Origin of the sequence: Flavobacterium sp. (genome assembly GCF_039595935.1) — a bacterium.
Taxonomy (GTDB): domain Bacteria; phylum Bacteroidota; class Bacteroidia; order Flavobacteriales; family Flavobacteriaceae; genus Flavobacterium.
Window position 1 is genome coordinate 2,778,601 of record NZ_JBCNKR010000006.1, and the last position, 16,742, is coordinate 2,795,342.

The 16,742-nt window shown below is 34.4% G+C and carries 12 protein-coding genes; 6 read left to right on the forward strand and 6 right to left on the reverse strand.

The window, feature by feature from the left end; genetic code table 11:
* Positions 1-35: 35 nt before the first annotated feature.
* Both ABDW27_RS21800 and ABDW27_RS21805 read right to left on the reverse strand, forming a co-directional pair.
* Positions 36-587, reverse strand: a complete 552-nt coding sequence (locus tag ABDW27_RS21800) for a hypothetical protein (RefSeq protein ID WP_343697832.1) — start codon at positions 585-587, stop codon at positions 36-38.
* Between the two features lie 176 nt (positions 588-763).
* The gene (locus ABDW27_RS21805) at positions 764-1,063 is read right to left on the reverse strand and encodes a hypothetical protein (RefSeq protein WP_343697833.1); all 300 of its coding nucleotides are present in this window, start codon (positions 1,061-1,063) and stop codon (positions 764-766) included.
* A 117-nt stretch (positions 1,064-1,180) separates the two neighbouring features.
* On the opposite strand from ABDW27_RS21805, the gene ABDW27_RS21810 reads away from it, so the two are divergent.
* Together ABDW27_RS21810 and ABDW27_RS21815 are read left to right on the forward strand one after the other, a co-directional pair.
* Positions 1,181-1,396, forward strand: coding sequence for a hypothetical protein (locus tag ABDW27_RS21810; protein ID WP_343697834.1), 216 nt, complete (start codon positions 1,181-1,183; stop codon positions 1,394-1,396).
* A gap of 126 nt (positions 1,397-1,522) precedes the next feature.
* Complete coding sequence (locus ABDW27_RS21815) at positions 1,523-2,566, forward strand: adenylate/guanylate cyclase domain-containing protein (protein ID WP_343697835.1); 1,044 nt, start codon at positions 1,523-1,525, stop codon at positions 2,564-2,566.
* 9 nt (positions 2,567-2,575) lie between these two features.
* On the opposite strand, the gene ABDW27_RS21820 is transcribed toward ABDW27_RS21815, so the two are convergent.
* Positions 2,576-3,997 carry an NAD(P)/FAD-dependent oxidoreductase gene (locus ABDW27_RS21820; protein ID WP_343698149.1) on the reverse strand — a complete coding sequence of 474 codons (1,422 nt, stop codon included), beginning with the start codon at positions 3,995-3,997 and terminating at the stop codon, positions 2,576-2,578.
* Between the two features lie 465 nt (positions 3,998-4,462).
* Here ABDW27_RS21820 and ABDW27_RS21825 point away from each other — a divergent pair, with 465 nt between their 5' ends.
* Together ABDW27_RS21825 and ABDW27_RS21830 are read left to right on the forward strand one after the other, a co-directional pair.
* Complete coding sequence (locus tag ABDW27_RS21825) at positions 4,463-5,173, forward strand: hypothetical protein (protein WP_343697836.1); 711 nt, start codon at positions 4,463-4,465, stop codon at positions 5,171-5,173.
* 108 nt (positions 5,174-5,281) lie between these two features.
* Positions 5,282-5,734, forward strand: a complete 453-nt coding sequence (locus ABDW27_RS21830; RefSeq protein ID WP_343697837.1) for a hypothetical protein — start codon at positions 5,282-5,284, stop codon at positions 5,732-5,734.
* Between the two features lie 81 nt (positions 5,735-5,815).
* Here the strand turns inward: ABDW27_RS21830 and ABDW27_RS21835 are convergent, their stop codons facing one another.
* Both ABDW27_RS21835 and ABDW27_RS21840 read right to left on the reverse strand, forming a co-directional pair.
* Positions 5,816-7,036 (reverse strand): DUF763 domain-containing protein, encoded by a 1,221-nt coding sequence (locus ABDW27_RS21835; RefSeq protein ID WP_343697838.1) that lies wholly within the window; start codon positions 7,034-7,036, stop codon positions 5,816-5,818.
* A gap of 71 nt (positions 7,037-7,107) precedes the next feature.
* Positions 7,108-7,668, reverse strand: coding sequence for a GNAT family protein (locus ABDW27_RS21840; RefSeq protein ID WP_343697839.1), 561 nt, complete (start codon positions 7,666-7,668; stop codon positions 7,108-7,110).
* A 392-nt stretch (positions 7,669-8,060) separates the two neighbouring features.
* Here ABDW27_RS21840 and ABDW27_RS21845 point away from each other — a divergent pair, with 392 nt between their 5' ends.
* Positions 8,061-11,003 (forward strand): Ig-like domain-containing protein, encoded by a 2,943-nt coding sequence (locus ABDW27_RS21845; protein WP_343697840.1) that lies wholly within the window; start codon positions 8,061-8,063, stop codon positions 11,001-11,003.
* A 350-nt stretch (positions 11,004-11,353) separates the two neighbouring features.
* On the opposite strand, the gene ABDW27_RS21850 is transcribed toward ABDW27_RS21845, so the two are convergent.
* A complete protein-coding gene (locus tag ABDW27_RS21850; RefSeq protein ID WP_343697841.1) occupies positions 11,354-12,961 on the reverse strand; it encodes a class I SAM-dependent methyltransferase in 1,608 nt (535 codons plus the stop codon).
* Between the two features lie 590 nt (positions 12,962-13,551).
* Between ABDW27_RS21850 and ABDW27_RS21855 the strand changes: the two genes are divergently transcribed.
* Positions 13,552-16,731, forward strand: coding sequence for a SusC/RagA family TonB-linked outer membrane protein (locus ABDW27_RS21855; protein ID WP_343697842.1), 3,180 nt, complete (start codon positions 13,552-13,554; stop codon positions 16,729-16,731).
* The last annotated feature ends 11 nt before the right edge of the window (positions 16,732-16,742 follow it).

A 16,742-nucleotide genomic window follows, 5' to 3' on the forward strand; every position in this document is an offset into this window, starting at 1 on the left:
GTTTTGGATTTTAAATTCAAATTAAAAATACAAACTTATTCTTTCCAGTCATCGGGTAAATTATCAAAGAAAAGCTGAACCGAAAAATCACCGGCAATTACACCATTAATTAGTAACAAATGTCCGTTTGGATTGTCTTTCATCGGCGCATTGGTTGAAATATTGTGAATTCCTCCATAAAAATAACCTAAAGAAACATTTATAATATCTGCCGGACCACCATCTTTTTTAACCAACTGAAAACCAGGTCTGAGCTGACCGGCTTTTGCATATTTTCCGTTTGAAAGTAAAAATACCTGATCGAAACTGCAAATAAGATCTCTTACTGAATCTCCAAAAATAAAATTAATGTAAACCATTGTGGGGCCAAAATCTGATTCTGTTGCACCAGAGCTAAACGAAATTTTAGCATCCAAAACTTCTGGAATAATTTTATTTTCCTGTTGTTTTATAGTAAATGCTAATACTGTATCTCCAATATTTAATAACTGAATATCCTTTTCTCCTTGAGATACAGCAACTTTAGTAGAATAAGTAAAATCCTTGACTTTTAAATTTTCTGTTGGCTTAACTGGTTTAGTTTTCATAAAAAGTAGTTAGTTGGTTGTTAGATTTAGTCTGATGTTGTTATAGGGTTACTCAAAAATAGTGTATAAAAAATTCTCCTTTCAAAGTAGAAATACGGGTTTTAATAGCGGATAAAAAAAAAGTGCTAAATATTTTAATTCAGCACTTTATCTTAATTTTTTTAGCGGAATTTTAGCTAATCTACTTTATAAGAATCATCAGCAAAAGGATCATGGTCATTCTCGTCATAATCTTCGATTAAATCATCGTCGATGTCATTTTCGTCAATATCTTCATCATCAAAATCGTCATCATAATCATCATCACTTTCTGAGGCATAAACGAAATTATTATGATAGTTTTCATTTAGAAAATATTCCAGATCGATATTATCTTCTTCAATTTTTTCCAGCTGATAAGGATCAGTATAATCTTTTTCACTTAAATTAAAATCATTTTGATATCGATCGTAATTTGTGCTTTTATGTGGTATCATGATTACAATTTTATTGATTTATAACTAATTGTGTAATAAATATACAAAATATTGAAACAAAGAGACTTATAATTTCGATTAAATTTGAAAATATATTACAAACTTAAAATATTGATTATGAAAGCGATATACAAACTAGGAATAATGACTTTTGTGTTTTTTACGGTATTGTTTTTTTCCTGCAAATCTGGAGGAACTACAGTTGCAGGAGATTCAGATGCTATAAAAGCAGGAGACAGTACTTCATTAAATTCGGGTTCAAAAGGTACGACACGAGCAAATGAAGGAAACGAAGACGGAGACCCGCAGCCGGGAGATTTACCGAAAAAATAGAAAGTATTAAATTTGAAAAATACTTTTCAAAAATCCTCTTTCGTATAGAAAGGGGATTTTTTTGTAAAATTTATGTTGTAAAATAATTACTTTTATAAGGTAAATATTTATTAGAATCCGCGTCTTATGGAGTTACCTAAGCTGCCATTTTATAGAAAATACAGTCTTATTCTTAAAGCCATTCTCGCTGGCGGAATACTGGGTTTGGCTTATACCGCTATTACAGATGCCGGAACTGATTACGAATATTTAAAAATGCTGTTAGGTGCTGTCATCGGCGTTTTTATTGGTTTTATAATCATAACTTTCGAAAAATCACTCATTCGGATAAATCAGTTTTCATTTGCCAATTCGATGCTGCTAAAAGCGCTTATTTACAGTATTGGTATACTTGTATTCTTACTTTTATTTGCCGTTACTTTTACACGGTTTTCTGAGCATCTTTCTTATTATGAGGCTTTTAATAAATACATAAGTGACAGACTCATTAATGATTTTATATTTTCGCTTGGTGCATCTGTATTTTTAATTCTTTTTCTGGAAATCAGCAGTTTATTGAGTGTTGGTTTCTTTTATAATTATTTTACCGGACAATACCATCGCCCAGTTCAGGAAGAACGTGTTTTTATGTTTGTCGATGTAAAATCTTCTACCACACTGGCTGAGCAGCTTGGCGATATTTTATATAGCAGTTTGCTTCGGGATTTATTCAATGATTTTACAGATGCTATTCTTGCTTCTCGAGCAGAAATTTACCAATATGCCGGAGATGAAATTATTCTTACCTGGAAATCAAATTGTGCAATCAAAGAAAATCGCTGTTTATATTGTTTTTATCTCCTCAAAAAAAGTATTTTAGACAGAAGTGATTATTATTTAAAAACGTACAATATCGTTCCAAAGTTCAAAGCCGGAATGCATATCGGTACGGCAGTAACTACCTGGGTTGGAAAAGTTAAAAAAGAAATTGTTTATCACGGAGATCTTTTAAACACAACTTCTCGAATTCAATGCAAATGCAACGAATTTAACCATGACTTTGTTATTTCTGAAACCATGAAAAATGCATTGGCAAAAGATTCTTCTGTAGAATACATTCAGCAGGGAGAAATTTTATTAAGAGGAAAAGTAAACCCTGTAAAATTGTATACAGTAGGTTTTAATTTCTAAAAAAGGTTTTTATAAATCCTGTCTTTTTAAGCATCTTCCTCTGGGTTCATCGCCTTCACGAAGTACTATATCCGAATGTAGAAACTGAGCGGCATCAGCAGAATCTTTCACTTTAACAGCACTTCGCTCCAGCATTTCGGCTTCAAATTCAGTTAAAACACTTTTCCTGATTCCGGCAGATCTCCATTGAGAGAAAGGTCTGCAGCCTTTTGTAATAGTGCGGGCGAGAGATAAGGCATCCAAAAGCGCCTGATTAGCTCCCTGACCTTTAAACGGACTCATTGGGTGAGCGGCATCACCAATAAGAGTTGCCTGACCTGCATTATTAAGCAAATCTGGTTTCAGTAATTCTCTGTCGTAAACAGGATATCCTGAAATAAGTGTTTCCTGAGTTGCAGCTAAAATTTGCGGGATTGGTTCGTGCCATTGTGTTCTTCGGCAGGCTTCTTCTTTTAAGGCTTGTGGACCTTGTGCACTTAAAATTTTAGCATCTTCTTCTGTCATCGGAAAACTAAGCTGCCACATGACAGAATCGGCTTTATAAGGCATTATGTAAATTCGTTCGTTGCCATTGGCAGTTTGAAATACCGTAGCAGAATCTAAGAGCGAACTATTAAGATTTTCAAGTGCTGAAAGTGGGCAAATACCCAATATTACAATGCATCCTAAATAACGTAAAGGTGCTGTATTTTCATCAATAAGCAGTTTTCTAACCGAACTGCGAATACCATCGGCCCCCACAACAAGATCAGCTTTAAAATTCTTGATTTCTCCTTTTACATTAAAAGTCAGATTAAGACTTTCATCATCCGTTTTTTCAAAGTTTAACAGCTGATGTCCCCATTTTACAGTATCGTGTCCGCCGGTTTGTTCAAGTAAAGCCAGTCGCAAAGATTGTCTTGCAATGTGAATATTGGTGCGTTTAGGCGATGTTTTGATATCAGACTGAAGCCATTTTCTAATTCCCCATTCGCCAATTACTTTTCCCTCAGTTGTATGAACCAAATGCCTTGTAGAAATAACGCCTTCGTCAAGCGAAAAAATTCCCAATCCTTCAATCGCTTTACTGGCTTGTTGTAAAGTGAGTCCGTAACCCTGAGATCGGGAACTAAACTCATCATCACGTTCAAAAAGAGTAAAAGGAATTCCGCGATGCAAGCAGGCAGCAGCAAGTGCAGTTCCGCCAATGCCGGCGCCAATAATAGCTACGTGAGGATAGTTTTCGGTATCTGGTTCAGGATTATGAACCGAAAGAAGTAAACCAGAACCGCTGCATTTAGAACATGGAGATAAATATCCTTTTGGACGAACAGGCTCTGTACCTTCGCCTTTTGTTTTTTCAAATTGTTCAAGTGCCGTTTGATATTGCAATCTCACTTTCTTGCTCAGTCTTTTGCTTTTTTTGCCACGTCCAAGACATTCAGGACACATAGTCCAGTTTGCAATTTCATTTTCTACAGTTTTCCCGATCACTTTAATTTTGACTTTTGTTCTTTTAAATAATTTAACATGAATGCTTTATGTTTTTTGATTCCTGTTATTTACAAAAGGCGTGCAAATTTAAGACAAAAGTTTCTATGATAAAAAATGCTGAATGTTTTTTGCAATTCTTTAGAAAAATAAAATCAGGTTTTAAATTATAACCTGGCTGGCTTTTTTTATTGAAAGTTTTATGAGTTCGCAAAAAAAAACATATTCTGTAAGTATTTTAATCTTAAAATTAATTTTGAAGCCTGTCTTTAATTAAAATGCTGTATTTATTAAGTACTGAAAGGGTTAGATTTTTTGAAAAAAATGAAAAAGTAAAAAAAAGTATTATTTGATTTTTATAGATTTGTAGATTCTATGATTTTCCAAAAAGAATTAAATTGGAAAGCAATTATTAATATAATGACAATGAAATCCGTTACCTCAATATTTTTATTTTTAATTTTCGGTTATTCAAATTGTTACTCTCAATTGAGCTCAGATCAAATATGGGAAAGCTTTAAACAAGGAGAACGCACCAACTGCTCGTCGATTGCTTTAATCAAAGCCGCTTTAAATATTTATGGTTTAGACAATCTTTTTATAACCGAAAAAATAAGCGACAGCGAGCAAAAAATTACCCTGAAAAATAATGCATCCTTTAATTTAAAAAATACAGAACTCGAGAAAGCCAGATTTTCGGCCGGTTTTGTGCTAATTAAAGATAATTGTGAAGCCGAAGCCATAACAGACTATGCTATACTTGCATACGCAGTAATGGCAAAATACAAACAGATTATTGACAAAGATGCCACTTTTGATAAAGCACTGGAAGATTTAGAAGATGGCGAAGTGTATACGCCAACCATTTATAAATATCTGGGTTTTGAAAAAGGCAAGCAAATTCAAAAACTAAAACGGCAGTCTGGAAATGAATTTTGCGGTGTTGTGGCGTGGTCAACAGCACATGCGGTGTTTGTTTGTGAGGAATTTATGGATTATTACGGCAACAAAAAGAGTATTTGGATAAAATATCCAGGGAGATTTAGAATAATTAAGTCACCGGAGGGAATAAAAAGCACCCATCAAATAGCTGAAATTCCTAAAGATACTCTTACTTATGACGACGAAATTGAATGATATTACACTCATTGTTAAAGTTTTCTAAAAAAAAGAAATGAAATAAGTTGCGATTTAACTTAATTTATATATTTTTGTCACAACCAACAACTAATTTACATCTACAAAATGAAGAGCAAAATTATACTATTATGTGCCCTTTTCTTCTTGACGACTGGCGCTATCATGGCACAAGCAAAAAATGCCCCAAGAAGTATTATCAGTACAACAGCTTTAATTCGTAAATACCACGATCAAAAAGAATTAAGCGGAATGCAAAAAGGTGAACTTTTAGAATTGTACATCGAGCGTATTAAAGTTTTAGTGAAAACTCTTCCTTACATCGCTTTGGTTACAAAACCAGGAGTTACTATGGCAGATTTAGGTATTCCAGACGATGGAGACCACAAAAAAATCTTAGATAACCAAGCAATTGGAACTTCAACTTTCTTAGATACTACAGTAGAGTTTCAAAGAAAAATGATGCCTTACTCTGATAAAGGAAACCTTATCGCTGCGATTTTATTCTATGAAAATACATTAAAATCATTACACGAATTCAACGAATTGAACGAAATGTAATATTTGAATATATTAAAATAAAAAACTCCAAAGTCATTTGATTTTGGAGTTTTTTATTTTAAACCAATTTGGATCACATTATTAAAACAATTCCAGTTGGTTGTTTGGATTAGAAGGTTTGTTTTTTGGAGGTTTGGCGTCTCCAAAAACGGTTTTCCCGCCATACTTATAGGAGTTATCGCGTTCTCTTTGAATTAGTGCATCAAAGTTTGAATTAGGAGTAAAGCTTTCTTCTGCCTTTCTTGAGATTTCAGACAGTTTTTTAATTGCCTCTATTTTATCGTTATTCCCAATTTTGGCGCGATTGATTGCCCTTTGCAAAGTATTAATCGTTTCGTCATAAATTTTTACGGGAACAGGAAACGGATGTCCGTCTTTTCCGCCGTGTGCAAATGAAAAACGTGCCGGGTCTTCAAATCGGGTAGGAGTACCGTAAATAACTTCGCTGACTAATGCTAAAGACTGTAAGGCTCTTGGACCCATTCCTTTTAAAAGTAATAATTCTTCAAAATCTTCGGGTTTATTTTCATGAGTTGTCCAAAGCATTGCACCGAGTCTTTTCATGTTGACATCTTCCATTCTCACATCATGATGCGCAGGCATAGAAAGATACTGCATTTCTTTTATGATTTTTGCCGGAGATTCTTTTGTTAATTCTAAAATACCTTCTCTGGATTTAGAAGCAGCCTCAGCCGTAAGATTTAGAATATTTCCCTGATTTTCACCATAAATAAAAGTATGCGGTTCGTTTATAAAAGATTTTAAATCCTGCGAATGCCAATGATATCTTCTGGCGGTTTTAGAATCAGGATTCATTCCCTGCTGAATTACAGCCCATTGTCCTTTATTATCAACAATAAAATTATGCTGGTACAATTGAAATCCGTCCTGAATTGCCGTATTGTCTACCTTCGCTGTAAGTTTACTGCAGTTGGCCAGATCACTGCCGTCAAGTCCTGTTTTTTCGCCTACAAATAAAAGTTCCTGCGGCGTCAAAAGAGAATGTTTTCCTTTTCCTCCGCAAATATAAATTCCGAGTTCTTTTGAATGAGGATTTACCGATTTTTTTAAAGCTCCCAACACAGAAGTTGTAATACCCGACGAATGCCAGTCCATTCCCATAACGGCTCCAAAGCTTTGAAACCAAAAAGGATTACTAAGTTTGCTTATTACTTCAGAAGTTGAAAATTCTAAAGCAATAGTTTCTACAATTGCCAAACCTAGTTTAGCCATACGTTCAGAAAGCCATAAAGGAACTTGTCCATAATGCAATGGGAGATCAGCTGTACCGGAACGTTTCATGGGATATTGAGTTTTTACGAAAGTACGAAAAAATCGGTTATTAATTATTTGGATTTCAAATCGTTGAAGGATTATAATTTTGAGAGTTTTCCAGCATCCCATTCTCGCTTTAGCATCGCAAATTGAAATTCGCTTCCCCATTTTCCTTTAAAAAATATATTTTCAATAAAATGGCCTTCTTCTCTAAAACCGATGCTTTTTAATAAATTGATAGAGGCAATATTTTCTGCATCAACAATTTCAACTACGCGGTGAATCTTTATTTCATCAAATAAAAAGTTTAAAATACCCAAAAAAACTTCTTTAGCGTAACCTTTTTTTTGTTCGAGATGCGAAATCGTAATCCCAATTTCTGCAATTCTCGAATCGTACTGATCGAGTTTAATAGCGCAGTCACCAATAAGTTTTCCTGTTTTATTTTCAATTGCGTATTGTACCCATTCTCCCGGGATTCCAAAATATTTTACCGAATTTTCTTTTATGAAATCTTCTGCCTGTTCGATTGTCATAACGTCAAAACCTTGATATTTTGTTACTTCCGGATTTGAACGATACACAATAAAATCATTCAGGTCTGATAACTCGAGATGGCGTATAGTAAGCTGTGAAGTTTTTATATGTAATGGTTTCATTATTTAGTTTTCTTTTTAATGAAATGAAAATAGATCAATTTCATTGAATTTACAAAATTGCGAACAATAAGTTTTTTAGTTAGAATTTTTATTTCGGCTATTGTAAGTAATTTTTTATTTTACTTTCAAAAAAGCGAATCTCATTAAAAACAAGGTTTATTTTTTTTATATTCTCATTTCCAGAGCTTTAAATTATCAAGTTTGCATCTATATTAATTCTTGATTTTTTATTTTCTTTAAAATTGTATGTATTTGATTATTAGTTTTTTAATGTAGCGAAATCGTTGTATGAATCTTGATTTTTTGTCCACTTTTTCCTTAATTTATTTTTTAGGTATAGTTTCGTTATGACCTTATTTTGAGGCGCTAACTATTTTAAAAAACCAAAACTTATGAGAAACAAATTACATTCTATTTTATTTAAAAGAGACAATTATTGCCATATTATATTATGGTTTTTTTTCGTTCTCGTAACTTCAAATTCTTATGCACAGCGTGGTTATTATGACGCAGCGTATAAGAGATACGAAGCCAATTTAGGGCAATTGTCTAATGGAGCTTCGGTTACTTCAAAATCATACAGTCAGGCCGATCTTCAGTCTGAAGCTTCAGATCAGCAATGTGTAAATATGTCTGCGACAAATGCTACTGTTCAATGGACTTTAACAGAAGCGGCTGACGGACTTGTAATTCGATATAGTGTTCCCGACGGACAATCAGCAACTTTAGGCGTTTACAACGGAAATACAAAAATTACAACGCTTACTTTAACTTCGACCTGGTCATGGGAATATTTATGGAGTAATGGAAATCCAAATAACAACGGAATTACGAACCAAAACCCAAGAATGCGATTTGACGAAGTACGTTATAAACTTCCTGCTAAAATTGCTGTAAACGGAACCTTAAAACTGGTTAGAGAATCTGGAAATGTTCATGTAGATTTTGCTGAAATGGAGCCAGTTCCTACGGCTGTTACAGCTCCATCTGGTGCGGTAACGTATTCAGGAAACGGAAGTGATCTGCAGACTTTTATTGATGCAAACGGCGGTAAAAAAATATTTGTTCCTACAGGTGTTTATAATGTTAATCGTGAATTGTATTTTGGTTCTGCAAATACTTCATTAATTGGAGCTGGAATGTGGTACACGCAGATCAATTTTACAAACACAAGCAGTTTAAATGGCGGTTTGCGTGCCAATGCAAGTAATATTTCGTTTACCGATATGTATTTAACAACCAATTCAGCTTCAAGAAGTAATTCTTATAAAGCTATAAATGGAGTTTTTACATCGGGTTCGATTGTAAAAAATATTTGGGCAGAACACTTTGAATGCGGTGCCTGGATTGCACAATATAATGTAGGCGGTCCTGCAATTGCAGATGGTTTTACATTGTCGCATTGTCGTTTTAGAAACAATTATGCAGATGGAATCAATCTTTGTAAAGGAACGGCAAACTCAATAGTTGAACATTGTAATTTTAGAAACAACGGAGATGACGATCAGGCGATTTGGTCAGCTGACGGATTGGAGTGTATTAATAATACGTTTAGATACAATACTTCTGAAAACTGCTGGAGAGCTTCAGGTTTAGCTATTTATGGAGGAAAAAACAATAAAGGTTATAATTTAATTATTAAAGATAACCTTGAGGCAGGAATCAGAGTAAGTAATAATTTTCCGGGAGCGCCATTTAACAATGATGGAATGCACGAAATTCACGATATTACCGTAACTACCTGCGGAACTTTTAATGATACTTACAATAATCCTGTTCCGGCTGTTGATATTTTTAGTGCAACAAATGCAGGAAGTCAGGTAAAAAACGTTCAGATTTATAATTTAGATATTATAGATTCAAGAAATGATGCTATTTCGCTAAGTAAAAGATCCGGAGATGGTATTTACAATCTTAGCTTTAAAGATATTACGATTAACGGTACCGGAAAAGAATATCCAAACAATAATGTGCTTAACAGAAACTGGGGAAGAGGTTATTTTGTTCTTATCGCAGGTTCTCCAGCCGGAAACGGAACGTATTGTAATATGAATTATTCAAACAGAGGAGGTAATGCCACTACAAATGAAGAAATCAGTGCGATTGGTACTTTTTCCTGGACTCAGGCTTCTAATTGTTCTACTTCAAATGTTCCGGTTACGGGAGTTACAGTTTTACCAACAACAGTTTCTTTAGGCGTAGGCGCAACACAGCAGTTAACACCAACTGTTGCTCCGGCAAATGCTACAAACAAAAATGTAACGTACAGTTCTAATAATACAGGTGTTGCAACCGTAAACGGATCTGGTTTAGTTACAGCTGTTGCTTCTGGCACTGCTACGATTACCGTAACAACACAAGATGGAGCAAAAACAGCGACTTCAGCAATTACCGTAACTTCATCAAATGTAGCGGTAACAAGTGTGAGTTTAAGTCCATCAACAGTATCTTTATCAGTAGGAGCAACACAGCAATTAACAGCAACAGTTCTTCCTTCTAATGCCACAAACAAAAATGTATCCTATAGTTCAAATAATACGGGTGTTGCAACTGTAAATGCATCTGGTTTGGTAACAGCAGTTTCAAACGGAACGGCCACAATTACAGTAACAACTGCGGATGGAAACAAAACGAGTACTTGTGCGGTTACTGTTAGTACAGCAACAGGAAATTACTTTACAATTAGAAACAGATGGACGGGTAATTATTTATATGATGCCGGTGCAAATGTTGGATACGGAGCAACTGTAGCAAACAACAACTACAAATGGGAAAAAGTAGCTATTGATGCCACTTATTACATGATAAGAAATGTAGGTACAGGAGATGTAATGCATATCGAAAATTTGACAGGCGTAGTGCAATGTACAGCAGGTCAGTCTAGCTGGTGGAGTGCTCAATGGTTAAGCGAAAATGTTGACGGTACTTACGTAAGAATTAAAAACAGATGGCAGACTGGCGCGATGATTCATATCGAAAACCTTACAGGTTCTGCTCAATACAATGGCGGACAAAATAACTGGGAAAGCGCACAATGGCAGTTTCAAAATACTACAGCTTCTAAAAAGATAAATGTTAGTGAAGTAACGGTTGAAAATGCTGCTGTTAGTCTTTATCCAAATCCGGCTGTAAATAATGAATTTAATATTGCGTTTCCGGAATTAGAAGCTGGAGATACTGCAACTGTAACGGTTACGGATATAAACGGAAGAAAAGTTTTGGTTAAAAAACTGAATGCTTCTTCTAAAATTAATCATGATTTAGCTTCTGGAATTTATGTTGTTACGATTAGTTCTAATAGTTTAAATGTTTCTAAAAAACTAATCGTTAAATAATATTTAGTTGGCAGAAAAAATGTCATCAAAATCAAACGTTCCTGCTAACATAATTTTCTACCGACGAAATGTTCCTACGGAACATAGAATATATAAATAAAGGCTGTTTCTAATTTTGAAACAGCCTTTTTGTTATAATAAAATTTTAGATCCAGTAATCATTCCGTAGGAATGTTTCGTCGGTAGAAAAAAAATAATGACCGACCGGATTTACGTTCTGTAGGAACGTTTGAGACGTTGGATTGAAAAAAATAATGGAAAATCAAACGTTCCTACGGAACGTAAAATAATGATAATAAATTTATTTTTTCTACTGACGAAATGTTCCTACGGAACATAAACTCTATAAATCAATTTCCTTTCAATAAATTAATACTTACTGTAGCAATATCATTATCCGGGAATCGTTTAAAAATGACTTTATCGGGAAATAATCCTGCCTCTGCAGCAATAGTATTAAAAACATCAATTTCAACAATATACTGGTCAGAAAAACCATGTGTGGCATCATAAGCAGTAGCAGGAGTTTTTCCTAAATTATCTGCGGCGAGTTTCGGACTTATGGTATGCAATTCTATCAAAAGCAAACCAAATTTACGAACATAAGGAGACCATTTTTGTAAATGTTCTAAAAGATTATCTTCTACCAAATTATTGTTGATTCTTTTTCCTTTATACGCGAATGCTCCGGTAGACTGACTGACTCTGTCTTTTTTAATATGTAAAGGATCACTCCAGATTCTGTTATGATCCAGAAAAGTCCTCACATTGAGAAGATCTTTTAGGTCAATATTGTAATTTTCTTTTAAATCATTCGAAAGCAAATCAGGGCGTCCGATATCTCCCCAAATAACTTTCGCCCAAATATCGGCTTTAATTAAATTGGCTCGCGTCACTTTTAAAGCAGCCTGATTATAATCGGCTCCAACTAAAAATAACGGATAATCATCAAGCATTCTTCCTCTTAAAGTCTGTCTGTCAATAACTTCAAAAATATGCTGCAAAAAAGCCCCGTTGCCGCAGCCCATATCCAGAATTCCTTTTGGCTGTTCTTCAATTGGGAGATTAAAAAGTTTGATGATAATTTCGTCAACTACTTTAAAATAAGTGTCATGCGCACCGCCGCTTCCCCAAACATTCATTTCACGATCAACATGAATTTCGTTTTCATCGTCGACAGCCTTTTTTAAAACTGCAGGATTTCCAAAAATCAATTCTTCAATTTTGGCAAAAGTAGGCAGATAAGAAACCGTAACGCCATAAGCACTGGCTCTTTTTGCAAAAAACAAACCCGTTTCGGTAAATTGATAATTGCCGTTTTTTTCCAGAAACCAGCCCAGAAAAACGAAGAAATCTAATATTTTTTTAAAGTTTTCGGGAGATTTATGAAACTCTTCGGGTCTGAAAGAAGTTTCCATAAAATACTTATGAAACATGCCGTTCATGGCTAAACGAACAATGGTTGGCCCGGCCAGATAACCTTCAATATGCTTTAAAATCTGATCCTGAATAGCATTCGTCAAATCATCATCAGAATGCGAAATTCCGTAATTCTTTTTATATTTTTCGATAATAATATTGAGTTTTTCAAACGGCGCATCATCAAAAAGTCTTGGATGAAACTGAATTGAAAATTTTAATAAATCCACAACATCCTGATAAAGATAAAACAGTGAGAAAGCGATTTCTGTTTTTTCATTTACAGAAATCGTAATTTCATCTTTAGCATTGTCAACTTCATAATTTAAAAATCCCTGAGAGGCTAAAATTCTCAAACCAACATTCAGATAGCCTTCATTTGTTTTAAAAACGGTGGTTAGCTCAGCTAATTTTACCAGTTTTTTATTTAGGATAAATTCTAAAACGCCATTATTTTTTAATGCTATAGCTGTCGGGGCTACTGCTAAACCGTCAAGATGCCTGAAAATATAACTTCGAAGTTGAGATGTATGGGTCATAGTATAAGAATGAAAGTGTTTTAAAATTAGTAATTTTTTTTACACGAATAACGCGGCTGATTTATGAAAGGTGATGTTTTTTCTTCTCTTAAATAGCTTTTAAATAATGGTAAAGAATGAAGATTTTGAGTTTTGAATTAAAAAAAATCTTACACTAAAGAAAAAAATCACAAAAGGTTAACTTGTTTGTTTTTAGATGTTTGTAATCATACGTTTAAATTTCTTAGCATTTTTTTTTCAAAAAGAACCGTTAAAATTTTTGAGTTCGTTTTTTTAATTTACCTTTGTTCTATCAAATTAGTAGAATTTATGATGTTTATTGACTTTGTAAATCATTGAGCAGGAAAATCTTAGCTGTTTTTGATAATTGACTTCAAATTTTCTTTAGAAAAAAATAATATACAGGCCAATTAAAATAGTAGTAATCAAAAAAAGAAAAAAATGAAAAAACGAATGTGCTGCAGATAAAAAAACCATTTCTGTTGCAGCAGAAATGGCGAAGCTTAAAGAAATTGTACATCTCTATAAGGAAGCAGGAATGGACTAAATCCGTCCTCGGCTTACCTTATTTATTAAACTAAAACAAAGTAATGAAAAAAAAAATAAATAGATATGCATGGCTATGCATTTTGTTGATTTCCATAGGGATTAGAGCACAGGAAACGAAACCTTTAATCCAGTCGAAACTAGAAGGGATAGTAATAGACGCCGCTACAAAAGAGCCTATTATTGGAGCTTCTGTAAATATTAAAGGAACCACTCACGGTGTTTTAACAGATTTTGACGGGAAGTTTTTTTTCCAAACAGGACAAAAATTTCCTTATACATTGGTAGTAAGTTTCCTGGGATATAAAAAAGCAGAAACTGTAGTAAGCGAAAATTCAGTTGTAATAGGTCTTACTCAGGAACAAAATCAGTTATCAGAAGTTGTTGTAACAGCACTTGGTATTTCTAAAGAAAAAAAATCTTTAGGATATACTACGCAGTCTCTTAAAAACAAAGAATTAGTAGATACAAAAGAAACTAACTTTTTAAATAACCTTACAGGTAAATTAGCGGGTGTTCGTATTACGAATTCACAGGGAGACATGGGATCTTCACGTATTATTATTCGTGGAGAAACTTCTATTGCAGGAAATAACCAGCCATTGTTTGTGGTTGACGGAGTTCCGGTAGATAACTCACAATTAGGAAGTGTTGGCGGTGCTACACGAGATTTCAAAAATGCAATTGCCGATTTAAATCCACAGGATATTGAATCATTAACGGTGCTTAAAGGTCCGAATGCTGCAGCTCTTTACGGATCTCGTGCAGCGCATGGTGTTGTGCTTATTACTACAAAATCAGGAAAAAGCCAAAAGGGACTTGGAATTAGCTTTAGCACAGGTATAACACTTTCTCAGGTTACTACTTTGCCACGTTTTCAAAATACATTCGGGCAGGGTTCTAACGGAAGATTTAGTTATGTTGATGGAAAAGGAGGCGGAATTAATGATGGTGTTGATGAAAGCTGGGGACCTAAAATGGACGGACGTCTTATTCCTCAATTTTATTCAAATGGAGAAGCGGTGCCTTTTGTAGCGCATCCAAATAACGTAAAAGACTTTTTCAATACAGGTCTTACGTATGACAACAGTGTTTCTGTAGCAAAATCAGATGATAAATCAGATTTTCGTTTAGGAGTAAACAATCAAAAACAATTAGGAACTGTACCTAACAGTGAAGTAAACAAAACAAACGTCAGCATTAATTCTAATTACCAGATTTCTAAAAATATTAAAGTTGGTGTAACAGGAAATTATATTACTACTAATGCTCCGGCTCTTCCGGGAGGTCCGTCTGGTAACCGTGCTGCGGGTGTAATGCTTCAGTTTCTTTGGTTCGGACGTCAGGTTGATATCAATCAGCTTAAAGACAATAGAAATGTTAACTGGAATAACAGTTACTACAGCAACCCGTATTGGAATGCTTATTATAATACTACAAGCCAGCAGCGTAACCGTATCATTGGAGACATTCACTTAGATGCTAAACTTGCTGAAGGACTTAATTTTAAATTCCGTACAGGAATTGATTACTACAATGATCGTAGAAAATACAAAATTAAATACGGTACAAACGGAACGCCATACGGTTCTTATGCAGAAGATGCTTATACTGTAAGTGAACAAAATACAGAAGGTATTTTTACTTATACTAAAAAATTAAACGATGATTTTAGTTTAGATGCTCTTGGAGGTTTCAATATTCGTAACCACAGCGACGCAAACAACTATCAAAAAGCACCGCGTTTAGCTGTACCGGATTTGTATACGTTAACGAATTCTCGTGATCCGCTGACTTCCTCAAATATTTATTCAAGATTAAGAGTGTATAGTGCTTATGCTTCGGCACAATTAGGCTATAAAAACTATGCTTATTTAAACTTAACAGCTCGTAATGACTGGTCATCAACATTACCAAGCAGCAACCGTTCTTATTTTTATCCTTCTATTAACGGAAGTTTGATATTATCTGAAGCATTAAATTTAAAAAGCAATACGCTTGATTTCTTAAAAGTAAGAGGAGGCTGGTCTGAAGTGGGTAATGATGCAGATCCGTATCAATTGTCTACGGTTTACAATTTCCAGACAGCTTTTGACGGAAACCCAATTCAGACTTCTTCTCAAAAGAAACTGAATGAGAACCTGAAACCTGAAACGACTCGTTCTACTGAGGTAGGTTTAGAAGCTTCTTTCTGGAAAAACAGATTGCATTTTGACGTAGCGTATTATAACACAAACAGTTTTGACCAGATTTTAGAAATTAAAACAACGGCTTCAAGCGGTTATAATTCACAATTAATCAATGCCGGTAAAATCAACAACCGTGGTATTGAAGTTCAATTGGATGGAAATCCTATTCAGACTGAAAATTTCAAATGGAATGTGGGTGTAAACTACTCAAGAAATATCAGCGAAGTGAAGATTTTGGATTATGATAAACAAATTCAAAACTATACAATTGGTTCTTCCGGAGGTGTAGATGTACTGGCATCTGTAGGGCAGGCGTATGGCGCACTTTATGGAACTGCTTATTTACGTGACGCAAACGGAAATATCGTAGTGGGTGCTAACGGATTACCAAAAGCAGATCCGCAGAAGAAAGTTTTAGGACATTATACTCCGGATTATTTAGCTGGTGTTACAAACACATTAACGTATAAAAATCTTGAATTATCTGTTCTTGTCGATGCAAGTGTAGGAGGAGAGCTTTTCTCTGGAACAAACAGAACGGGTAATTATACAGGGGTTTTAGCACAGACTCTTCACGGACGTGATGCTGCAAACGGTGGTTTAAACTATTACATAAATGGTTCTACAAAAACGTTATTGCCAACTGGAGCGGCTCCAAACGGAACTACAGTTTATGATGATGGTATGATCTTTAATGGTGTATTTGCAGATGGAACTCCAAATAATCAGGTAATCAGCGCTCAGGAATATTACAAAGCTTCTTACAATATTAGTGAAGCGTATATATACAGCTCAACTTTTGTAAAATTAAGAGAAGTAAAACTGACTTATAATTTTGACAAGAAATTTGCCAGAAAAATTGGTTTTGACGGAGCAAGTATTACGGCAGCCGGACGTAACTTATTCTTTATTTATAAAGATGCACCAAATATTGATCCTGAAACGGCTTTCAATACTGGAAATGCTCAGGGATTGGAGAGTTTAGCGCTGCCAACTACGAGAAATTTCAGTCTTAATTTAAATCTTAAATTCTAAAAATCAGAATC